General features: G+C 32.8%; 17 protein-coding genes. 8 read left to right on the forward strand and 9 right to left on the reverse strand.

From position 1 onward, the window contains the following. Positions 1-4: 4 nt before the first annotated feature. From gshA to rlmC, 3 genes are all read right to left on the reverse strand, one after another. Positions 5-1,564 carry a glutamate--cysteine ligase gene (gene gshA / locus GYM75_RS05780; RefSeq protein WP_220217204.1) on the reverse strand — a complete coding sequence of 520 codons (1,560 nt, stop codon included), beginning with the start codon at positions 1,562-1,564 and terminating at the stop codon, positions 5-7. A gap of 265 nt (positions 1,565-1,829) precedes the next feature. After that, the gene (locus GYM75_RS05785; protein WP_220217205.1) at positions 1,830-2,354 is read right to left on the reverse strand and encodes a HugZ family protein; all 525 of its coding nucleotides are present in this window, start codon (positions 2,352-2,354) and stop codon (positions 1,830-1,832) included. A 181-nt stretch (positions 2,355-2,535) separates the two neighbouring features. Next, positions 2,536-3,684: a 23S rRNA (uracil(747)-C(5))-methyltransferase RlmC gene (gene rlmC, locus GYM75_RS05790; RefSeq protein ID WP_370632165.1), complete on the reverse strand. Its 1,149-nt coding sequence runs from the start codon at positions 3,682-3,684 to the stop codon at positions 2,536-2,538. 218 nt (positions 3,685-3,902) lie between these two features. Between rlmC and map the strand changes: the two genes are divergently transcribed. Further along, positions 3,903-4,691: a type I methionyl aminopeptidase gene (gene map / locus GYM75_RS05795; RefSeq protein WP_220217207.1), complete on the forward strand. Its 789-nt coding sequence runs from the start codon at positions 3,903-3,905 to the stop codon at positions 4,689-4,691. 57 nt (positions 4,692-4,748) lie between these two features. On the opposite strand, the gene GYM75_RS05800 is transcribed toward map, so the two are convergent. Next, on the reverse strand, positions 4,749-5,618 hold the full coding sequence (locus GYM75_RS05800) for a co-chaperone YbbN (RefSeq protein WP_220217208.1): 870 nt from the start codon (positions 5,616-5,618) through the stop codon (positions 4,749-4,751). A gap of 27 nt (positions 5,619-5,645) precedes the next feature. Next, the gene (locus GYM75_RS05805; protein ID WP_255556874.1) at positions 5,646-6,416 is read right to left on the reverse strand and encodes an SDR family oxidoreductase; all 771 of its coding nucleotides are present in this window, start codon (positions 6,414-6,416) and stop codon (positions 5,646-5,648) included. A gap of 98 nt (positions 6,417-6,514) precedes the next feature. Between GYM75_RS05805 and GYM75_RS05810 the strand changes: the two genes are divergently transcribed. Continuing rightward, positions 6,515-7,207 (forward strand): 5'-methylthioadenosine/adenosylhomocysteine nucleosidase, encoded by a 693-nt coding sequence (locus GYM75_RS05810; protein ID WP_220217209.1) that lies wholly within the window; start codon positions 6,515-6,517, stop codon positions 7,205-7,207. An 87-nt stretch (positions 7,208-7,294) separates the two neighbouring features. Here GYM75_RS05810 and rnd read toward each other — a convergent pair whose 3' ends face one another. Together rnd and GYM75_RS05820 are read right to left on the reverse strand one after the other, a co-directional pair. Then, positions 7,295-8,377: a ribonuclease D gene (rnd, locus tag GYM75_RS05815; protein ID WP_220217210.1), complete on the reverse strand. Its 1,083-nt coding sequence runs from the start codon at positions 8,375-8,377 to the stop codon at positions 7,295-7,297. A 12-nt stretch (positions 8,378-8,389) separates the two neighbouring features. Beyond that, the gene (locus GYM75_RS05820; protein WP_220217211.1) at positions 8,390-9,388 is read right to left on the reverse strand and encodes a metallophosphoesterase; all 999 of its coding nucleotides are present in this window, start codon (positions 9,386-9,388) and stop codon (positions 8,390-8,392) included. Between the two features lie 209 nt (positions 9,389-9,597). Here GYM75_RS05820 and cmoA point away from each other — a divergent pair, with 209 nt between their 5' ends. The 3 genes from cmoA (at position 9,598) to GYM75_RS05835 (ending at position 17,699) form a co-directional block, all read left to right on the forward strand. Next, entirely contained in the window at positions 9,598-10,329 is a 732-nt protein-coding gene (gene cmoA, locus GYM75_RS05825) for a carboxy-S-adenosyl-L-methionine synthase CmoA (protein ID WP_220217212.1), read from the forward strand. A gap of 67 nt (positions 10,330-10,396) precedes the next feature. Beyond that, on the forward strand, positions 10,397-11,365 hold the full coding sequence (gene cmoB, locus GYM75_RS05830; protein WP_220217213.1) for a tRNA 5-methoxyuridine(34)/uridine 5-oxyacetic acid(34) synthase CmoB: 969 nt from the start codon (positions 10,397-10,399) through the stop codon (positions 11,363-11,365). A 319-nt stretch (positions 11,366-11,684) separates the two neighbouring features. Further along, positions 11,685-17,699, forward strand: coding sequence for an alpha-2-macroglobulin (locus GYM75_RS05835; RefSeq protein ID WP_220217214.1), 6,015 nt, complete (start codon positions 11,685-11,687; stop codon positions 17,697-17,699). A gap of 75 nt (positions 17,700-17,774) precedes the next feature. Here the strand turns inward: GYM75_RS05835 and GYM75_RS05840 are convergent, their stop codons facing one another. Continuing rightward, entirely contained in the window at positions 17,775-18,758 is a 984-nt protein-coding gene (locus GYM75_RS05840; protein ID WP_220217215.1) for an AEC family transporter, read from the reverse strand. Positions 18,759-19,758: 1,000 nt separating this feature from the next. On the opposite strand from GYM75_RS05840, the gene GYM75_RS05845 reads away from it, so the two are divergent. From GYM75_RS05845 to GYM75_RS05855, 3 genes are all read left to right on the forward strand, one after another. Continuing rightward, positions 19,759-20,205 carry a LexA family transcriptional regulator gene (locus tag GYM75_RS05845; protein ID WP_220217216.1) on the forward strand — a complete coding sequence of 149 codons (447 nt, stop codon included), beginning with the start codon at positions 19,759-19,761 and terminating at the stop codon, positions 20,203-20,205. Beyond that, on the forward strand, positions 20,202-21,467 hold the full coding sequence (locus tag GYM75_RS05850; protein ID WP_220217217.1) for a Y-family DNA polymerase: 1,266 nt from the start codon (positions 20,202-20,204) through the stop codon (positions 21,465-21,467). Before GYM75_RS05845 ends, GYM75_RS05850 begins: the two co-directional genes overlap by 4 nt. Positions 21,468-22,065: 598 nt before the next feature. Beyond that, on the forward strand, positions 22,066-22,887 hold the full coding sequence (locus GYM75_RS05855) for a helix-turn-helix transcriptional regulator (RefSeq protein ID WP_220217218.1): 822 nt from the start codon (positions 22,066-22,068) through the stop codon (positions 22,885-22,887). Positions 22,888-23,650: 763 nt separating this feature from the next. On the opposite strand, the gene GYM75_RS05860 is transcribed toward GYM75_RS05855, so the two are convergent. After that, the gene (locus GYM75_RS05860) at positions 23,651-24,784 is read right to left on the reverse strand and encodes an ABC transporter permease (RefSeq protein WP_220217219.1); all 1,134 of its coding nucleotides are present in this window, start codon (positions 24,782-24,784) and stop codon (positions 23,651-23,653) included. Between the last annotated feature and the right edge of the window lies 1 nt (position 24,785).

A 24,785-nucleotide genomic window follows, 5' to 3' on the forward strand; every position in this document is an offset into this window, starting at 1 on the left:
TTAACTATTTATTTTGTAGAGTTAAATATTCATCAAATGATAGTTTATCATTTTGTTCTAATTTTTCTTGCTTTTCGAGTGATAAATAACGTTGTTGAACAAAATCATTATCGGTTAACACGGCTAAAGGTTCTGATAATAACTGTTTTTTATATTGACTTGCTAAAGCTAAACCAAATTTAGCTGTACCCAAATCACTAATCGCTTGTAATGTTCTTGCTGATAAGGTTAATTCGGGGTGATCAAACATAATATCAAGTCGCTCACAAACCTTACGGTAGTGTTGCTTTTCATCATGATGATCTAAAACATCGGCAACACGCAATAAATCCTTAAATAATTGATGACCTACTTTGGCCATTGGTTCATGATAACTTCCACACCCCATTGTTATTTCAATACCCGGTTTTCGACCTTCTAAAATCACTCGATTCCAGTTTAGTTTTGCACACTCAAGCTCTTGGCTGCTCATTTCTGGTGCTGGTGCTAATGCACACCAGATTAAAAATAAATCGATAAATCGAATTTGTTCTTCTGTAATCCCGATTGGTGAAAATGGATTAACATCTAAAGCTCTTACTTCGATATACTCAATCCCCCCGCGTAGCAATGCATCTGAAGGTGATTCCCCTGCCCTAGGAACACGTTTAGGACGAATCGGCGCATAAAACTCATTTTCAATTTGTAAGACTTTATCATTTAATTGACGATACTGACCATCAACTTTAATACCTAGACGACTAAATTCAGGTGATTGTGTTTTGGTTGCACGTTTTAATCCCTCGACATAAGTATCCAAATGATTAAACGTAATACCCAATTGCTTTTGAGCATTGTTGGTATACCCAATATCGCTAAGCCTTAAAGAAGTGGCATAAGGTAAGTAGCAATTACCATTGGTTTGCTCGATAAATGCTTTCGCTTTTTCGGGATCTTGAATGAACGAAGAACACATTGATGGCGATGCACCAAAAAGATACGGAATCACCCAACCAAAGCGATAATAGTTACGAATTAAAGTAAAATAGCCTTCGGAAATGACATCTTTACCCTCTTCAGTATTTTTTACCCCGTCTCTTGCCTGCCAAAATGCCGTAGGTAATGAAAAATTGTAATGGACACCTGAAATAGTTTGCATCATCGCACCGTATCGATTTTTCAAACCTTCACGATAAAGTGTCTTAAAACGCCCTTCGTTTGAAGAACCATATTGCGCTAAAATAATATCGTCTTCTTTGGCAACAAAACACGGCATACTCAGTGGCCACATCATTTCATCACCAATATTAATACTGGCATAACGATGTAAATCTCGTAAAAACGTTAACATATAATCAATGTTCGTATTTACTGGGGTTATAAACTCAAGCATCGATTCAGCAAAATCAGTTGTGATCCAAGGGTGAGTTAAAGCTGAACCAATTTTATTGGGAAAAGGCGTTTTAGATAAAGAACCATCAGGTAAAATTCGTAAGGTCTCTCGTTCCAGTCCACGTTGAATACCTTGTAAAATCGTATAATGTTTTTCTAACCAATTAAGTGCTTTATAAACATCAGGTATCATAATCTTTGTTTATCCTAAATTGAGTTTTATATATTTAATATTATCATATTTTACAGGCTTCTATTGGTAATTTTGGTTTTTAACTCATGTGCTATCAGATTTGAACTTATTTTAAAGATTAAAACCATCAATAATACTATTTATTATTGATAGTTAAGTCATAAATCGAAATTTAATAATCTTGTCTATTTCATGGATAGGAATGGGTAATCATCCGCATTCCTTTTAATGTAAAATAATTAGATATCATCAATTTCGCAAAGTTTTAACTCTGTTGTTGTGCTTTTTGATTGGCAATATAGCTTTCATCAACTTGCGTTATACTATTATTTTGATGATCGATTTGATAGGTTTTACCAAATCCAATAACCAATCTGCCCTGCATCGGTGAAATTTTAAATAAATTAAAGTCTTTCATTTCGGACAACATATAAACCATTTTACTGACTCGTAAAGCAAATCGCTCAATAATAGAATTAAACATTTCAGAATCTTTTTCGATCATAACAGCTGTTGCTTGAAAGCTTAAACGTTTACGAGCATAGATGTTCTTTGTTTGAGATTCATCTTCAATAATAAACACTGAGATATTGGCATTACCCTTGATATTCTGACTATGCGGAGCTAAATCAGAAATAAGTATATAGTAATCTTTACCATCAAAAAAATAAGGTGAATAACTTGTTTCGACCTCTCCGTTTTGATTAGTGGTCGATAATATGACCGATAAGACGGATTCATGAAGGCTATTTATTGTGTTTTGAACTATCTCATTGTTGGACTCAGCCATTAAAATCTCCTTTATTTTTTGATTCAATTCTATGCAATTATTAATATTTCAAAGTAACTTAATAACGCTAGTTTATATTAGGTAATATTTTAGTCCCTCTTATAACATCAATTATGCATTAATTTTATAACGTTATTATATGATAAAGTGCTGATGAAGTCATAAAAGGCATAATTAATCCTTACGCATCCTTTCTTTCCAACAATACTAACACCTCCATATGTGAAGTATGAGGAAACATATCAAATAATTGAACATTAATCAGTTGGTAATCAGGTAACAAATTTAAATCATCAACCAATGATGATAAATTGCAACTTGAATATAAAATATAATGAGGTTTCACCTGAGCTAAAAACTGCATTAATTTTTCTCCACCTCCTCTTCTTGGTGGATTGAGTAACACTAAGTCAGGTATATTCTGTTGTGCAATGCTATATTGAGTTGCATCTAATGATTTAAATGTGAGATGCGTAAAACCCATTTCATGTGCTGAGCGTGAAGCACATTCTATTGCATCTGGGCTAATTTCAATTCCCGTTAATTCTATATTCTTATTATTTGAAGAATTGACAAAATGCAAACCAAAACCACCTACTCCACAAAATAGATCCCAAATGGAGCTTATTTTTAAATTATTTACCCAATCACTCGCTGTTTGATAAAGATTCTTGGCAATATTGGTATTGGTTTGGAAAAAACTTTTAGCTTTAATATAAAGTGGAATATGATTCAATGTAAAAGTCAGATAACTATTTTGGGTAAGGACAATTTCTTCTTCACCTTCTAAAATAGCTGAATGATTGGGTTGAATATTAACTGAAACAACTTGTAAATTATCAATATTGTTTTGAAGTTGTTGCAATGAGCTCCTGATTTTCTCAAGATATTTATGTGATCTCACAACAAACCGAATCATAAAGCCGCTTATATTATCGATTGTGCTTTCAGTAATTATCACAAACTTCAATTCCCCTTTTCGCTTATTGATATTATAAGGAACTAAACCTTGTTTACGAATATACGTTCGTACCATTTTGAGAATATTTTGCATACTGGGGGTATAAAGCGGACAATCGCAAAGGTCAATAGCTTCATTACCATTTACCATACCTAATATCGGTTTTTCAACGGTGCCAAGTACGGCCATTTTTGCCTTATTACGAAAAGCCATTTCTGAGCTAGCAACGGGGGGTTTAACCTCTTTAGGGTTAAACTCCGTTATTTTTTCTAATAAATTACTCTGTTTTTCTTGAAGTTGGGTGGCGTAAGGGTAATTGATCCAGTTACATGATAAACATTTCTTTTGCTGATAATAGCGACACTGCATTATAGTCATAACCTCGTTTTATAATAAGTTATTATATAATTAAATTGTTTCAAAGATTAGTTATTTTAAGCCAAACCATAAAAGACAGCCTGAAACTGACTTTTTGAAAATAAAAATTAATTATTTTTCATAAAGGTATTGAATTATTTCATTACCAAGGTTTGACGTCATAGTGCTATATGATAGGATATAGCCATTAACATTACAGGAACAATTTAATGTCTATTAAGTTAAAAACACCAACAGAAATCGAAAAAATGCGTGTCGCCGGCAAACTTGCTGCCGATGTATTAGAAATGATCGAACCCTATGTCAAACCGGGTATTACGACAGGTGAATTAGATAAAATCTGTTACGAGTATATTGTCAATGTCCAAAAAGCTATCCCAGCTAATATTGGCTATAGCGGTTATCAACATACCAGTTGTATTTCAATTAATGATGTTGTTTGTCATGGTATCCCAAGTTTTGATAAAAAGATAAAAGATGGTGATATACTTAACATCGATGTCACTGTTATCAAAGACGGCTATCATGGTGATACATCGAGAATGTATATTGCAGGAAAACCAACCGTTGCTGGCGAAAAATTATGCCAAGTAGCACAAGAAAGCTTGTATGAAGCGATAAAAATTATTAAACCGGGTTTACGATTAAGAGAAATCGGCAAAACAATTCAAAAATATGTAGAAAAATTTGGGTTTTCATCTGTTAGAGAATATTGTGGTCATGGAATCGGTGAAGTTTATCACGATGAACCGCAAGTGCTACATTATGATGCTGATGACGGTGGAGTTATTTTAAAACCAGGTATGACATTCACCATTGAACCTATGGTAAACACAGGTGACTGGCGTACTCGAACAATGAAAGACGGCTGGACAGTAAAAACCAAAGATCATGGACTTTCTGCACAATATGAACACACCATTTTAGTGACTGATAATGGTGTTGAAGTATTAACGTTACGTAGTAATGAAAACTTTCCTCGAGTAATCGAACACTAAAACCAATGATTCAGCAATAAATTTTATTGTTGAATCATGATTTTCTTTTATGTTAGCTTAATAGAGTAATGTATAAAGTTTCCGGCGATAAGAAGCCGCTAACGGATTACTTGTGCCTAACGCAGCTAAAAGGTCAAGTAAGGTTTTCTTAACTTGTCCATCACCGGCATTAATATCTTGAGTAAGAGGCTTAAATAGTAATTCAAGTGCTTCTTCTTGGCGCCCGACTTGCATTAGTTGTGATGATAATTGGATCATCAACTCTACATTATCCGGGTGTTTTTCTAATTCAGCTTGTAATAATTGTAGTTCAGGAGAGTTTGCAGCCTGTTCCAATAACTCAATTTCAGCTTGTAAACCATGATATGTAGTATCCTGATCTTGTAATGGAACAGAAGCTAAAACGTCTTTTGCTTCCGCTAACTGCTTTAATGCTATCTGTGCTTTGGCTAACATGAAAGCAATATCGGATCTTGGCTTACCTAAATGATCCTTTAAATTCTTCCATGCTTGTCTTAATAATGGCAAAGCTTCTTCATATTTTTCTTCACTGAATAGTTTTTGTGCTTCGATTAACTTAAGTTCATCTTCATTAGGCAGCGCTTTAGTGAGTAATTCACGGATTTTTTCTTCGGGTTGAGGCCCCTGAAAACCATCAACGGGTTGACCATTTTGGAATAAATAAACAGTCGGAATGGCACGTAATCCAAACTGAGCAGCCAACATCTGCTGCTCATCACAATTGACACTCGCTAAAATAAATTGACCATGATATTCATCAGCTAATTTTGTCAATGTTTGTGTCATTTCTTCATAATTTGGACTTCTTGGTGACCAAAAATAAAATAACACAAGCTGTTTAGTTGATTTTTCCAAAATTTCTTGAATATTTTGTTCATTAACATCAAAAATAAATGGGTTTTGCATATTATGTCCTAAGAATATTAAGATTCATTATTTATTAAGTAAAATTCTATCCATTAATCTATCCGGAAGCAAACGTTTGCCAATCGCCGCTAACTGGGTTACTTTTGTTACCCTGTAACGTATTTTAGGTTTGCGATGCTCAAGGGCATGATATAAACATGGCAAAACGGCCTCGGGCGGTAAGGTAAATCGTTTAGCTATTGGTGGATTTTCAATCCGATGTGTTTTTTCTGTTTGATTGACATTTCTTGAAAAAGCTGTTGTTAATGGACCGGGTTCAATCAAACACACTTTAATATTTGTATTGGCCAATTCAAGCCTTAACACATCTGACCATGCTTCTAAAGCATACTTACTGGCTGAATAAGCACCTCGTCCCGGTGTTGCAATAATACCAACGATTGAACTGGTTTGTATGATTCGTCCTTCATTATGTTCAATCATGGCGGGTAAGAGCAATTGAGTTAATTGATGAACACCAAAAAAATTAGTTGAAAATTGAGATTCTAACTGCTCGCGACTGATTGTATTTAATCGACCATATACACCAAATCCAGCATTATTAAATAAACCATATAACTTGTTATTGGACAATGCTAACACTTCCTTAGCAGCTTGAGTGACTGAATCAGGATTATTGAGATCAAGAATCACTGCTTCAAATCCTTGGTCAATAAGTTTTTTTTGATCCTCGTTTTTACGGCAAGAAGTAATAACACGATATCCTCGTTGTTTGAGTGCAACAGCCGAAATCAGCCCTATTCCACTTGAACAGCCCGTTATAAATATTGTGCGCAATTCTCTTCTCCCAGATAGTTGTATGTTGTCAAGTTAGCCTGTAGCAATTATGATATCACATCTTAATTTAAGTTACTTATCGTAGTCATGAGGATCGTATGAGAATCGCTATTATTGCCGCAATGGAAGAAGAAGTTGCGATATTAAAAAGTAAAATTACCCATTATAGAGTGGAACGCCATCTAAATTGCGATTTTCATCTTGGAAAAATAGCCAATTGTGAAATTGTACTCCTTCAATCAGGTATTGGAAAAGTCGCAGCATCATCAGGCACCACCCTATTATTAAACAATTATCAAGTTGACGCAGTTATCAATACCGGCTCAGCTGGTGGACTATCAACAGCATTAAACATTGGCGATATCGTGGTATCGAAAAATGTATTTTATCATGATGTGGATTTGACTGCGTTTGGTTATCAACCAGGTCAAATGTCAGGATGCCCGATTGCATTTGAGGCAAGTGAAACTTACCAAACATTAGCCAAAGAGTGTATTAAAAAACAAGGGGTCAACGCTATTGAAGGATCGATCGGTAGTGGTGATGCATTTATCAATGGAAAAACCAATCTGGAACGAATTAAGCAAACATTTCCCAATGCTTTCGCTGTTGAGATGGAAGCGGCTGCTATTGGTCATGTTTGTTGGTTATATCAGATACCTTTTGTGGTGGTTAGAGCAATTTCGGATAATGGTGATAGTGAATCAGCCGTTGATTTCCAATCTTTCTTAAAATTGGCTGCAACACAATCTTCATTGATTGTCGAATCAATGCTAACTGAACTTGCTTAATTGTTGTCAAATTTAGACATTGATAATTGAAAAACATGTCATATTAAATGAGCAGATATGATCTGCTCTGCTCATTTGCAACATTTATTAGCAATAGGGTTCAAATAAAGGTTTTCGCCAGCCTGATAAAATTTCTGGATCCTGCCCTTTTTTATCAATCTTCCACTTCACGTATTGGTTTATTAATCGTCGGGATAGTAACAAATCTGGATTAAGCCCCGTTTGTGAGGCAATTTTGACAGCTGCATTTTTTAGTTGATCTGTGATCACCTTATAATCAGGATAACTATTAATACGACGTATTGCTGGAATGTCTGGAATAGGCTCAGATAAAATATTCAGAATCTGTTGACCATATAACCGAATCTCTTTTCCATGCAATCCTAATTTATCAAGTTCTGACAAGGATGAGGGTGAATAACGGGCTATTTTCCACAATACCTCTTCTTTGACCACAAAGTTTACAGCAATATCTTGCTGCTTAGCTAATTGATAGCGCCAACTGGCTAATTTACATAACTGCCCTAAACTCTTACCTTTCAATTGCCAACTATTTTTAATATTAAGATAAGCATCCTCCGGATTGATCACCTCACACTTGCGACCTATAACCATTTGACATTCTTGATAAGCGGCAGCTAAATAATGATTGCTGATTAATTGTGATTTGAGTTTTTGTATTAACGGAAACAGGTATATCACATCATTAATCGCATATTGACACTGTTTTTCTGTCAATGGTCGTTTCAACCAATCTGTACGGGTTTCACTTTTATCAAGATCAATATTAAGATATTTTTTAACTAAGCTGGCATAACCACTGCTTAATGGATTATCTAAAAAAGAAGCAAGAACTTGACTATCAATGATTGGCGTTGGGACACAATCAAAATGATGCATAAATACTTCAATATCTTCACTGCACGAATGGAAATATTTTTCAATGGCATCATTTCGAAAAATGTCGATTATACATTGCCAATCGGTGATTGCAATAGGATCGATCAAGGCAGCAAATTCACCATTAAATACCTGAAGTAAGCCTAAATGAGGATAAAAAGTTCGAGTTCGAACAAATTCGGTATCTAATGCTATAGCTGAACTATTTTTAATTGCTAAACAATAATTTGAAAGTTGAGCATTATTAGTGATAAATTGATACGTCAACATTTAATCCCTATTTTAGTTATTAATCTGATTTTTTTGATTATCAAAAGTCACATCAATACTGACAATTTCTGAAATAGTCATCAAACGAAGTGGCATCACTCCATAACCATATCCACTACTCACAATACTGGTAAAGTGTTTTTCTAAATTATGATAAATACCATCAGAATTTTTGTACAGAAGTTTTAATAACACATTGATTGGAAAAATTTGTCCACCATGCGTGTGTCCTGAAAGCATCAAATCAACACCTAAATTGGCTGGCTCCTCAAGATTATTTGGCTGATGATCTAATAAAATGATGGGTGAAGAATCATCAGCAAACACAAGCAAATCTTGCAAGGATGCTCGATTAATTCCATGTTTAGATGATGAATAATCATCTCGACCAATCAATGTAATTCCTAACTCATTTAGATAAACAATATCATCTCTTAAAACTGTCATATTTGCATTTTTAAAGGCTTTGATTATGTCTTCACCTTGATTATTTTGGGCGTTAACAGCCAAATATTCATGGTTACCAAAAATAATATAAGTACCATACTTTGATTTTAACTTTTTGAACAATTCGCTAACTTTAGCATCACTAAATGGCTGCAATCGTTTATCAATAGTATCACCAGTAATCACAATAATATCTGCATTAAGCTCATTAACATCCTTAACCATTCGTTGTATAAAGCTGTTTTGAGTTAATTCATTAATGTGAATATCACTAATTTGAACAATACGCATATGATCAACGTTAGCCTGCTTGTCAATCTTAACCTGATAATGAATTATCTGGGAATGGGTCGCCATTAGATAGCCAATGATAAAAAGTACAATGACACAACCCGTGAAAATATACCCCATAAAAAAATTGGGCTTAAATCTTTTTTTGCTAACTAAATGGATAATATCAAAGGTAACCGTAACATATACACTACATAAAATTAAGCTAAAAAGTGGAGCAAAATAATTTGGAAAATCTTTCCAGAATTTGGATAAGATAAATATTACTAACATGAGTGTTATTATCACCCAGTAGAATATTATTTGATAAATTGTTAATTTAAAGTCAAACCAAAATAACCAACGTTTTCCTAGATAAAAAGCAACTAAAATACTTATCAAAATTGTTAAAATTGCAATAAAACTCATAATGTCTCGAACAATACAAATCAAAAAGATGTTATCATAACAGAATTATATTCTTTACGTTATCTATAACTTTTATGAGTTCAAAAAAAGATCAACTATTTTCAACACCTATTGATAAATTAGGTGACTGGACTTTCGATGAAAAAGTAGCAGAGGTTTTTCCTGATATGGTTAAACGGTCTGTTCCTGGTTACTCAAATATTATTGCTATGATAGGAATGCTAGCTGAACGGTTTGTACAAGCAGATTCAAGGATATATGACTTAGGTTGCTCATTAGGTGCGGCAACACTATCCATTCGGCGTAATATCAGCCAAAAGAATTGCCACATAATTGCTGTAGATAATTCTTTAGCAATGGTAGAACGTTGTAAACGACATATCGATTCATTTAAAGCTAACACGCCTGTTGAAGTTGTTTGTGAAGATATTTGTAATATCGAAATGAAAAATGCTTCGATGGTTGTATTAAATTTTACACTGCAATTTTTGACACCTGAAAATCGCCAACGCATTCTAAACAATATTTATCAAGCCCTCAATCCTAATGGTATACTGGTTTTATCCGAAAAATTTAGCTTTGAAGATTCAACCATTGATGAACTTCTATTTAATATGCATCATGATTTCAAACGCGCCAATGGTTATAGTGAATTAGAAATTAGTCAAAAAAGAACAATGTTAGAAAATGTTATGCATACCGACACCATTGAAACACATAGACAACGTCTATCTATAGCTGGTTTTAAACACATAAATACTTGGTTCCAATGTTTTAATTTTGGATCCATCATTGCAATTAAATAATCGGTATCAACGTGATAAACAATTAAAGCAAACTTAAGTTATTACAGAATTTAACAAGGATATAAACATGATCGATTTTGGTGATTTTTACCAGATTATCGCAAAAAGTAAACTCAGCAGCTGGCTTGAGGTATTACCAGCGCAATTAGCAAATTGGCAAAAACAAAATATTGATAGTCGTTTTAATCAATGGATTAACAGTATCAAACATTTACCCTCCATTACACCTTATCATATTGATTTATTGAATAGTGTAACGGTATCTGCTGAGCATTCTTTGTCAATTGGCGAACAACAACGTATCACTAATTTGTTAAAAAATATGATGCCTTGGCGTAAAGGTCCTTTTAATCTATATGGGGTAAATATTGATACCGAATGGCGCTCTGATTGGAAATGGGAACGACTAATTCAACATATAGATAATTTAGAAGGTAGAACGGTTTTAGATGTTGGTTGTAATAGTGGTTATCATCTATGGCGAATGGTAGGGGCAGGAGCAAAACTTGCAGTAGGAATTGATCCTGTGGCTCTTTATTTATGTCAATTCGAAGCAATAAAAAAATTGTTAGGTAATGATAACCGTGCACATTTACTGCCATTAGGCATCGAAGAATTACCAAATCTTAATGCATTTGATACCGTATTTTCAATGGGAGTCTTATATCATCGAAGATCTCCCATTGATCATCTTTTTCAATTGAAGAATCAACTTATTCAAGGCGGAGAATTGGTTCTTGAAACCCTCATTATTGAAGGAGAAAATCATCATGCATTAATGCCTGGTGAACGTTATGCACAAATGCCTAATGTTTATTTTATTCCTTCGGTACCAACAATGATCAATTGGTTACACAAGTGTGGGTTCAAAGACATAAAAGTAGTTGATATTTCCTTTACAAGTGTCAATGAACAGCGCAGCACCGACTGGATGACTTCTGAGTCATTAGCTGATTTTCTTGATCCCAACGATAAAACTAAAACTATTGAAGGCTATCCGGCGCCCATGCGTGGTGTGTTCATTGCTAAAAAATAGTCATAAAAAACGGCTTCAAATCTATTGAGTTTAATTATATTGGGTTTGAAGCAAAAAATTATGTTACATATGCCTATTCTCACGTTTTACAATCATACACATATATATACACATCATCATAACCAGCAAACAAATTTTATTAAAAATAAATTTAACATTATAATTTATATATAGTATTTTCTTCCGGAATATTATATCATCGTGCACTATTTCTTACTGATTTTTAAGTAATTAAAATTTTAAATTAACTATTTTTTATCAATAAGTTTATCTTCAATAATAAATAATTTTTCTTGGAATTAAGGGAATGGATTAGACTATGGAATTACTCAAATTTATATTACGGCTCCCCTTTTATATATTACAAAAATCAATCGAAATCATTAGTTATTTCATTATTTTTTTAATTGCATTATTTAAAGGTATTCTTTGGTTTTTAGGTCCTATTATTGGTGATATAAAATGGTCAACACCAAGTTGGTTACCTGAATTAAAAAAAGCCTACTCTTCAATCGGATTAAAATTAAATAAATTTAAAACGCTTATTGGTACAACAATTATCTTATCAATAATTGCCTTTTTTTCAGTCAATTATGCTTATCATTGGTATCTCAATCGTCCTAAACCAATTGAACCAGCGCCAATAATTATTCACAAATATTCTGCATCTGTCTATTCTCCTGACACATCTAACATCGGATTAGTTATTAACTTTTCCGGAAGTGGGTATAGTCCAGCGCCATTAGAGAACATTAATAAAGTAATAACCGAAGGCATCATCATTTCACCTGAAATTCAAGGTACATGGAAATGGACGTCTGATAAATCAGTTGAGTTTATACCTGAATCAAAAAAATGGCCACTTGGCGTTGAATACACAATCACATTAGATGATAAAAAATTGTTTGCAGAGAATAATTTATTAAATAGTGATCAAACTATTAAATACTTTGTTACTAAAGATTTTAGTTATAAATTTGCCAATTCAGGGGAACTTTATCTAGATCCAACATTACCCGATAATAGACAAGTAATAAATAAAATAGAGTTTTCTCATCCCGTTGATAAAAACAGTTTTGAAAAAAACATCAATTTATCATTGTATCAAACAAAAGATAAAGAAGAAGATTCAGATAAGTTTTTAAAAAGTATCGATTTTACAATAAATTATGACAAAAACGATACGATTGCTTATGTCAAAAGTTCAGCTATTCCTTTGCTTGAAAAAGAAGGGTATTTAAAGATAACTATTGACAAAGGTGTTATTTCAACCGATGGAGGGCATCCAACTCGGTCTCTTTTGAGTAATACAGTTTCTGTTCCGGAAAAATATAATTTAAGTATAACAAATAGTGCGATTAATCTTATTGAAGTAAGTGATCAAAAAATAGAACAAGTATTAATGCTTTCTTTTTCTCATGATGTAAAAGCCACTGACGTAGAAAAAGCAATTAGAGTATGGCAATTACCTAAATCAAAAGATAAAGAGTATAAAATCAGATATTACGATAAATTATCCAACAGTTATAAAACTAAATTTCAAATTAATGATCAAATCTTAAATAATGCTAAAATTATTTCACTCAAAACGATCGATTCAGAGCTGCCTTATCAAAAACAAATCAGTTTTGCTTTTAAAGCCGAACAAAGCTCAGAACTTTACATTCAAGTATTACAACCGTTACCTTCATACAATGGTTACTTTTTAAAAGATCAATATCAAGAAGTATTAACTATTCCTAACTATCCAATTTCTCTTGGTTTTGCAGCTGAAGGGTCTCTATTATCATTATCAGGGGATAAAAAGTTACCTGTTGTATCACGCAACATAACGGATATTAAGCTCAAAATTGATCGGGTTATTCCGTCACAACTCCAACATCTCATTGCGTTTAACGAGCATTATAATTTTGAAAATATGGATTTTGGTGACCTAAGTAACGACCACTTTGTTGAAAAATACAATTATGACAAAAATATTACTGGCTCACCAGAAGAGCTCAAATACACTGAAGTTGATTTAAGTCGTTTTTTAACTGTAGATACTGATGGAAAACAAAATCGTGGTGTCTTTTTATTAAGGTTATATGGAAAAAGCATCAATAATCCAGATGTAGACTTTTATGAGTCACGTTTTATTATGGTGACTGATTTAGGTATTATATCTAAAAAATCTCTCGATCAATCCTATGACCTATTTATTCAATCAATTGATACTGGCAAACCAATCAATAATGCTAAAGTATCTATATTAGGCATGAATGGCATAACCATCACCTCTCAAAGCACAGATAACACTGGTCATGTCAAATTTGAGCCATTATCTGAATACTATCAAGGGATCAGACCAACTTTATTTGTTGTTGAAAAAGATGGTGATTTATCTTTCCTACCAATTAATGCCTCTGATCGAAAATTATACTTGTCTCGTTTTGATATAGGAGGCATTCGTGAGACGCTTCAAGGAGGAGAACTAAGTTCACATATCTTCTCAGATCGCGGTATTTATCGTCCCGGTGATACATTCCACATCGGAACGATTATAAGAGCTGAAAAATGGGCTAATTCTCTTGCTGGGATTACAATAGATGCTGAAATTTATGATCCCAAATCAAATTTAGTATTAAAGAAACCTATCGTTCTTGATAAATCAGGATTTAATGAGTTGAGCTATAAAACCAACTATGAATCCCCTACTGGCGATTGGCATATTAATTTATATTTAAAAAATGAAGATAACGATGACGATTATCGCATTTTATTAGGGACAAGTTCTATTGTCGTGCGTGAATTTGAGCCAGACAAAACAGCAGTAACATTAAAACTTCTACCTGAAATAAAAGATGGTTGGTCAAAACCAGACCAGTTAATTGCTGAAATTCATGCTAAAAACTTATTTGGCACTGATGCTGCTGATCGTCGAGTAACAAATACCTTAATTCTTGAACCATCAGTTCCTCATTTTAAAAAATATGAAGATTACTATTTCTATCAATATATATCAGGAAGTCGTAATAGTTTTAAAGTTGAACTTGATGAATTACAGACTGATGATAATGGTAAAGTTATAGTTAATCTAAATGACAATATGGAGAGTTTCGAAGGCAATTATACATTAAGAATGCTCACTGAAGTTTTTGAGCCTGATAGTGGGCGCAGTGTAGCGGCAACTGCAACAACCTTTGTCTCCCCAAATGAATACCTTGTTGGCGCTAAAAGTGATGGCAGCTTAAGTTACATTAATCGTGACGCAACCCGTTACATCGATTTTATTGCAATAAATCCATCATTAAACAAAATACCTCTATCAGATTTAAAGCTCACTATTATTGAAGAAAAATACCTTTCAGTATTAGTTAAACAACCATCTGGAGTTTATAAATATGAGTCTCGCAAAAAAGAGAACGTAATTTCTGAAGAGCCATTTGCAATTAGTCAGGAAAAAACGACTTACAAAATAGACAGTAAAAACCCTGGTAACTATAAAATCCAACTAAGAGCAAATGATGGTCAACTACTCTATCAAAGCCACTACAACGTTGTCGGAGAAGCAAATGTTACACGTGATTTAGATCGAGATGCTGAATTAATGCTAAAAATAAAACAGAAGGCTTATAATCCTGGTGATGAGATTGAAATAGCGATTACTGCACCTTATGTGGGAAGTGGAATTATTACAATTGAGCGGGATAAAGTTTATGCATGGAAATGGTTCCATACCGATACAACAAGCTCAATACAAAAAATAACATTACCTAAAGATATGACTAACAATGGTTATATCAATGTTCAATTTATTCGGGATCCAAATTCCGAAGAAATTTTCATGAGTCCATTAAGCTATGGCGTAATACCATTTAAAATCTCTAACGAGCAATTTAACGATAAAATCGTTTTAAAGGCACCAAAAACAATTAAACCTGGTGATACTTTACCGATTACTCTTAAAACTAATACACCTCAAAAAGCCGTCATATTTGCGATAGATGAAGGAATTTTACAAGTATCCAATTATAAATTAAGCGATCCGTTAAATAGTTTTTTACGTAAAAAAGCATTATCGGTTAGAACCTCACAAATATTAGATTTAATATTACCTGAGTTTCGTCATCTACTTAATATTTCAGCGCCAGGAGGCGATGCTGATTCTGAAGATGCATTATCTGGTCACTTGAATCCATTCAAACGAAAAATTGATGAGCCAGTTGCTTTCTGGTCAGGACTAATTGACGTTGAAGGCACGAAAACGGTGGAGTACAAAGTACCTGATTATTTCAATGGTAAAATCCGCATTATGGCAATATCTGTTGGAGAACAGACAATGGGACATACCCAAATGTCAACGACAGTACATAATGATATTGTTTTACAACCTAATGCTCCATATTTTGCCGCACCAAATGATCAATTTGAAGTGAGCATTAATGTGACAAATCTCATCGAAAATATTGGTGAGCAAAGTGTACCTATTAAAGTTAAGGTTTCAACTACGCCTCATTTAACAATTATTGATGAAGATCAACACACTATTGAATTAGCAAATGGAAAAACTGGAAGTTTGAAATTCAAATTTAAAGCAAACGAAATGTTTGGTAGCGCAGATTTTCATTTTACTGCTAGTTATGGTGATATCATCATAAATCGTAATGTAAGCACATCGATAAGACCAATTACAGAATATCGATTACAAACGATTATGGGTAGAATGGATGGCAGTAAAGAGACTTTCAGCGATTTCAGAGACATGTATGAAAACTTCAGTAAACGTGAAGCATCTGTGTCATTTTCACCGTTCATATTAAGTAAAGGACTAAGCACTTATTTAGAAAATTATCCTCACTTCTGTTCAGAACAAATTCTAAGTCGAGCTATTCCCGTGTTAGTTGCAGGAAAATATCGAGATTTCAATCTTGCCTCAAAGCAAGGATTAACACCATTATCTGAACTATTCCAAATACTTCAATCAAGACAGAATGATGAAGGTGCAATTGGATTATGGTATTCAACCTACAACGTCGATCCATTTATTACTTTATATGCTGTTAATTTTATGCTTGAAGCAAAAGAGATGGGACAAGTTATACCACAAAAAATGTTAGATAATGCGAACAAATATTTAGAACAGTTGGCACAATCTTCCTATAGTAATAACTACAATTTGCGATTACGAGCTTATGCTATTTATCTATTAACTCGTCAAAATAAAGTAACAACTAATTATTTAGCATCATTATTAAGTGATCTTAAAAGGAATGATTCATCATGGCAAACAGATCTGACTGCTTTGTATGTTGCATCATCTTATCAAATGTTAAAGATGGATAAAGAAGCCAATAAATTACTTAAACCAATTTGGCAAGATTTGGAAAGTGCCTATAACCATGCATGGTGGACACATAATTACTATGACCCATTAGTCATTAATGCAGGCAAAATTTATTTAATTAGCAAGCATTTTCCCGAAAGAGCAAAAGAAATTCCCGCTCAAGCACTCGAAAATATGGTGTTAATGTTAAATAAACAAAAATACACAACGCAATCATCTGCTATGACAATCCTTGCTTTAAGTAGTTATTCATCAAGCATTGATAATGCAAAACTAAAAAATGATTCGCTACAAATTAATACTATTTCGAAAGATAATGGTGTTGAAAAACAAAAAATCATTGCGAAATTAAAAGGTATTTTAGCTAAAGGTCAATTCAGTGCACAAGATTCAACATTAAATGTTATCAATAGCACTGATTATCCAGCATGGTATCTTATTTCACAACAAGGCTATGACAGAAATATTCCACAAAAACCTATCAAACAAGGTCTAGAAGTTTATCGAGAATTTACTGATCTTGATGGTAACCCAGTTGAACAGGTTAAACTCGGTGATAAAATCAATGTTACAGTTCAAATTCGAGCGATAGCCAAAGAAGGAGCAACCAATATTGCCATAGTAGATTTATTACCTGGTGGTTTCGAGGTTATCCAACAACCTATTACACCAGCAAATGAACTCAAAGGCGAATATACCCAAGATGATGATGAATATGAAGAGAATGATGATTATAGTGAAGAAAATCATTTTAATTGGGTTTCACCAATTGCTATAAAAACAGGTAACAACACATGGTATCCGGAATATACTGATGTACGTGAAGATCGAGTTATTATTTATGGTTCTACTTCAAATAATAAAATACAAAAATTCACTTATCAGATTAAAGCAACGAGTGTCGGAACTTATACCGTTCCACCTGCATTCGGTGAAGCAATGTACGATCGTGATATTCAAGCGGTATCTAAAGGTGGTAACACAATTACGATTCGACCAAATGAATAATTCTTTCTAAACTCGAAATAAATACAAAACGGGCTTAACGCCCGTTTTTTTATTTCATTTTTCAATTAACACAAATTATTGCACACCAGGTACGGTAAAATGCATAATTAAAAGCAACGTTGGTAAAATAAATATGGATAAAATTGTCGAAGCAAAGAAGATACTTGAAGCTTGTTCTTGCTCAACATTCCAATTATAAGCCAAAATAACGGCTGTTGATGCTGTCGGCATAGCTAACAAGAATACTAACTCTTCCGCTTCCATACCAGTAATACCAAAAAGATGCACAGCAATTAATGCAACCACTGGCGTAAAGAAGCTTTTCAAAATCACATTGACAATTAATGGTTTTGAAAAATTCAATTTAACACCATAAATACCAACCCCAACAGCTATTAACGAAATAAAGTTACAAGCATTTGACATAATATCAAAGGTATTAAATACAAAATGTGGTAACCATTTTGTTCCATCTGTAACACTAACAATTAAACCAAGAATGACCGCTAAAAACATTGGTTTCATTAACGAGTTCTTCACTGCGCTAAATACCATATTACTAGTCACTTTTCCGCCAGATATTTTCGTATCACATAATTCCAATAAGAAAATTGTCATTGGTATTAATGATAACGCCACCACAAAATTCGCTACAGCGACTGAAATGGTTGACGAAGCACCTAACATCAATGTTAAAAATGGTACGCCCATTCCTCCCATATTTGGGAAACAACATAACATAGAGTTCATTGCTGTTGATTTTAAATCTTTATGCAAAATGTATTTATTGGTTAAAAAACAAATTATCCACAAAAATGACATTGTACAGAAAAATGCAATCATCCAGATGCCGTTGAATATTTCAGACGGCTTAGCATGTGATGTATGCACAAAAAGCAATGCCGGAAATACAAAGTTTGATACTAAACCGGATAATAGCTTCTTGGAATCTTTGGTAAAAATATTCTGATGAACACACAACCAACCAAGAAAAATTAATAAAAACACCGGAAGACAAGAACTAACAACTTGCCCTACTGCTGACCAAATTAGATTCATTTTTTTTAAAACTCCTAAAATAATATTACTTAAAATACATATTCGGTAATTGGTCGGTAACTTTGGATTAGAATTTATATTTATAGACCGAGCTAAAATAAGTAGGTAAAAAAACTGAACATGGCGTAGTTATAATAAAACTAGCAACAAAATCATTTTTTCAGTTTTTCAAAAACTTTATATAACTAAATGTTGTTTTACGTACTTTGTGTTTTTGAAAAATATTTTTAATACGACAACCCTTGCTATATCTAAATGTCAAATAACATAACTTGGAAATATTATATCTGATTCTTTTCGCCCTTGTGTCGAGCAAGCAATACTGACTGTCTAAAAAAACAAAAAATCACGACAAATATTATTGATATACATCAATATTGATATTTTATTTTTATAAAAAACAAAGAGTGAGAAAATAAAAAAAACGAGCGTTAAATTAGAGTAAAAAACAAATTTAAGCTAAAATCAGCTAAATAGCACTTTTTATCATCGATAATCAATCAAAAATGCATCAGGTTTATTTAGGTTAACAAATTGACTTTTTGTATTATTTCGTTAAGTCACAATCAAAGATTACCTTTAGTCACATATATAAGGGCTATGAACAAAAATACAAGGTATAGTGAATTCTGTCTTAAATTAATCAATAAACAATCAACATAATGTAAATCATTTAAGTGTATTTGTAAAACACGGTAATACAATTTCAATCAATTGTTATGATAGCTTGCAATTTTGTTCTGTATCTTTATGAAAAACGTAAATCTAATTCCCTTTATTTTAGTCATTCTTGATACAAAGCTAGTATATTTATCAGCTCACTAAAAAACGCTAATCATCTATGACTTTATGTCCATTTTTATGACATTGCTATTTTTTTACAGTGATTTTCATTGAATCAAGAATTTTATACTGTATATTTATACACTATTCATTTTTAACTACGAACAATACTTCATTGTATATAAATTTTACTTATCAATTTTTAGGAGAAACACTCTTGAGTAAATCCTGTATTGTGCTAGGAACCGTTGATAGCACTATCAAAAATTACTTACCTTTGGTTGATACTCCTGTCAGGGCTGGCTTTCCATCCCCTGCTGATGATTACTTAGAAGCCAAACTGGACTTAACTGATCATTTAGTTAAACACCCAAGTGCTACTTATTATATTAAAGCACAAGGTGAATCAATGATTAACTATGGTATTTTTAGTGGTGATCTTTTAGTGGTAGATCGGTCATTGGTACCCCAAATAGAAGATATTGTTGTTGCAGCTGTTGATGGTGAACTAACATGCAAGTGCCTGGGATTTATTGATGGGCAACATTATCTATTATCGGGCAATGAACTTTATCCCCCTATTTCATTAGCGGGTAAAGAAGTTCATATTTGGGGCGTTGTTATACATACTATCCATTCTTTACGAAAGCGTGGTCATGCATGATTGGACTGATTGATTGTAATAACTTTTATGCTTCGTGTGAGCGTGTTTTTAACCCTAAATTAGAAGGAAAACCAATTGGCATTTTATCCAATAATGATGGATGCGTCATCGCACGCTCCAATGAACTTAAACCTTTAGTACCAATGGGTATGCCTGCCTACCAAATTGAGGCTAACATTCGAAAACAAATTACATTATTAAGTTCTAACTATGAACTTTATGGCGATATGAGCCAACGTGTTTTTGATACTGTCAGCCATTATACGGCTGATATTGAACCTTACTCTATTGACGAAGCTTTTATTAAACTAGTGGGATTTAACGATGTTACAACCCATTGTCAACATTTAAGGGCAATAGTAAAACGTGATACGGGAATTCCGGTAAGTATTGGCATTGCATCAACCCATACTTTAGCAAAGTTGGCAAACCACATTGCAAAAAAACAACCTATTTATCAGGGAGTTTATTGCCTTCCTAACGATTCAGCCTTACTTGATCAGATTTTAAAATCATTCCCTGTTGATGAAATTTGGGGCGTTGGCAGACGCATAGCCAAAAGATTACAAACGTTAGGCATTCATACTGCATGGGATCTGCGTCAGGCAAATTTAAAACAAATTAGACAACAATTTTCAGTGGTGCTTGAACGTACTGTATTAGAGTTGCAAGGTATTAACGCTATTGAATTAGATGACATTGCAACACCTAAAAAAAACATTATGACATCACGTAGTTTTGGGCAGTTAACAGGTGAATTATTCGACTTGCAAGAGGCAATTCGTATTCACGCCAGTCGAGGAGCTGAAAAACTGAGACAACAAAAATCAATTGCTAATGCTGTACTTGTTTTTTTGAAAACAAATCGGTTTCGACAAGACTTAATTCAATACAATCCCTCGATTATCGTACCGCTACTGTCACCTACTGATGATTCAAGAGTAATTATTCATGCGGCACAAAAAGGGCTAACAGCAATTTATAAAAAAGGATTTTTATTTATGAAGTCAGGTGTTATGTTACTCGATTTAAAAGCTAAAGATAGCTTTTGCCAATCTGACTTATTTGCTTCAAATAGTATGCCAGTCTTACAGCAAAAAAATGATAACTTAATGAAAACAATCGATACCATTAATCAAAAAATGGGCAAAAATACCATTCAGTTAGGCGGAAGTAGAAAAACTGCACCTTGGCAGATCAAACGAGAACGGCTTAGCCAACGTTACACAACTCGTTGGGATGAATTACCATTAGTTAAATGATAATTTCAATAAATATAAGTCATTTTTTATATAAATATAAATGAATAACCCATTAAAAATTATTTACTTACAAATAATTATTACAAAATATTAACGATATTATTAAAATATGTTAACATAATTGTTAAATTAATATACATTGAGTGTTTAATAATAACTCAAAACACGAATAAAAGAAGGATATATAGCTGCTATGTATGTCTTCAAAATGCATTTCATAAAATAACAAAGCTTTGAAATAAATAGTTTTTAGACGGAACTTATATCTTTATTCGAAATCATTAATGTACTCTAAATTTATAAGTTTCCTCATATGCAATGTTTAATAGGTTACGGTAAATTTTGTAAGGAAGCTATTCGTAGTTTTTTCACTCCAAAATTTTTTAAGTAAATATTTGCGTGTTGAATGCCACAACTTTTTAGACATTGCCTGAAATATTTTCATAAATAACTAAAGTGTTAAATGTGTTAAATAACTTTTGTCATTTTAATTTGTGCATTTTTCATCAAATTTCAAAACAGAAGGATATATTCATTAACATTATCAATGTTGTAATTTCCACGATAAAAAAAATACTGTAGCAATGAGGCAAATAGGATGAATAGTACAGCAGTAGAAATTGAAAAACTTAAACAGTTAAGTGAAGCAAATAGTAACAGCAATTATATCTCAATTTATACCTCTAAAAAGCAACAAAATTTATCAAATATACCAATTTTAAAGCCTTTACTGATAATTATATTAAGTGGTTGTAAAGTAATTGGCAATAAAACAAAACTGGCCTGTAATAGCGGTGATTTCATTTTTTTTACCGATGTTCAGTCAATGAACATGAGAAATATACCCGCAAATACGAATTATTTTGCATTACTTATTGATTTTGAGTTTTCAGATTTTAATGATACTTCGATCAATATAAACCCTAAAAAAAATAATGAATATACCGCAGGGAAAGTAAATCCAGCCTTATATAAATGTATTTCACAAATGATAGAGTGCTTAGAATGGGCATCTGATGACATCATTACTAATCGTAGAAAGGAAATTATTAAACTATTAGTCCATTCAGGTTATGAAAATTTGGCGTGTTTACCCAACAGAAAAGAAACTACGCAAAAAGTAATTGAAATATTTAATAAAAAAGACAATAAAAAAATAACCATTGATGAAATTTGCAAAGAAATCTGCATGAGTAAAGCAACGTTGTACCGAAAATTGAAACTCGAAGGGGAAAATATACAAAAAATTAAAGAAAAACTCGTAATGGGACAAGCCCTTCACTTATTACAAACCTCAAATTTTTCAACAGAACATATCGCTGAAATGATTGGATATTCTTCGTCAACTCGATTTTCACAAAGATTTAAAGCCAATTTTGGATTAACGCCAAGAGAATTAAAAAACACCAAACGAAATTAATAAACATTTCATCATTTATTCCATTAAATGGAAACCACGTTAAGAATGAATATTACTTTCGCTGGTAAACATGCTAGTTCTAGTAAATGAGTAAATGGTGAAACTATAAAATCTTAATATCTATTTTGTCAGAAAGACATTAAGAAAATTCTAAGACTAAGTAAGTCTTAATTTGAAACAAAAAATAATTAATTACAATATTACTGCTTTTACTTATTTTGTGACTTTTACTGAAAACTCGTGAAAACTTTTAGAGGTAACAAAACCACTAAAATTAAATTAATGAAATAGAGCTGAATTTCATTAAATGAAAAGGATTAAATTTTGCAACAACAACTATAAATGATAAACATACGCGATAATTTATTAATAAAAAAATAAACTTCGCGCCAACTGTTAACCTTAACCCTTTATGTTTATTAGGATTTAACACTTAAAGTCGGCTAAATCTGCGCTAAATTTTAACAATAACTGATATAAAAGAAATGACATTTACATTCATTTTAGTGACAAAATCATTCATATTTATAAAATAATGAAAATATTTGGCGTAATAGCCCAATATTGATGACAAACATTAATTTAACTCAATAAACGAAGATTGCAATTTTTATTCACTAATCGGTTTGAGTAATATGATTGATTCAAGATAATAATGACCATTATAGAAGATGAAGGCTATTAAATCGAAAAAATAAAAAACCATAACCAACTCATTAAAAACCAATCGATGATTATGGTTTATCAGCATATAGCAAGAGACTTACGATCCCATATTAACAATTGAGCTACGGAAACGCCTTAATGCAATTAGGAAAAAGATCGATCCGATTCCAATTAACCAGACATACGATGTCCATACAACGCTTAACCCTGCACCACGATACAATATAGCTTGTCCTAATTCGACAAAATGTGTTGTTGGGGCAATCATCATTATATTTTGAACAACTTCTGGCATACTTTCCCTTGGTGTACTACCACCGGACAACATTTGTAACGGTAATAAAATCAAAATCAACAACATAGCAAATTGTGCGGTTGATTTGGCAACCGTAGCCATGAAAATTCCAAGTGACGTTGTCACAAACAAGTGTAAAGCGGCACCAATTAAAAATAACGTAATTGAGCCAGTAATAGGAACATTAAGCCAGCTTTTTACTACTAATAGTAATGCCACCCAAGTTGAGATTAATACCACTAATCCCATTGACCATACCTTAGATATCATTATTTGAAACGGTGTGACAGGCATGGAAAGCAGATGATCGATAGTGCCATGTTCACGTTCTCGCATTAATGCAGCTCCAGTTAAAATAATAGATAACGTCGTTACAATATTAATGATTTCCATTACCGAGCCAAACCATGAACGAGTCAAATTCGGATTAAATGCGGTATGAACTTGAATATTAACAGGGAGATCGGTTACTTTGCTATAACGATTAACATACTCTGTCACTTCCCCCGTGATTATTTGTGTGATATAACCATTTCCCACAAAAGCTTGCCCCATTCGAGTCGCATCGATATTTAATTGGATTTCTGGACTTTGATTGTTCAACACATCACGCTGAAAATTAGGCGGAATATTCAAAGCAAAAGTGTAGCTATCGGTATCCATGCCTCGATCTACCTCATCCATTGAGTTTAATTTTACTGGTTGGTTAAACATTGGCGGATAAAAAGCAGCAACAATTTGTCTTGATAACGGTGAATCATCTTCATCAACCACCGCTATAGAGGCATGATGAAGCGAGTCAGATGTTGCTGTTGCAGCAATATAAATATCGAAGGTAAAACAGTAACCTATTAACAGAAGCATGATAGGATCACGTAATAACCCCCATAATTCTTTAATACCTAATCGATAAATATTAATTAAGCTTTGCTTCATA

The sequence above is a fragment of the Gilliamella sp. ESL0441 genome, from assembly GCF_019469185.1.
Lineage (GTDB): Bacteria > Pseudomonadota > Gammaproteobacteria > Enterobacterales > Orbaceae > Gilliamella.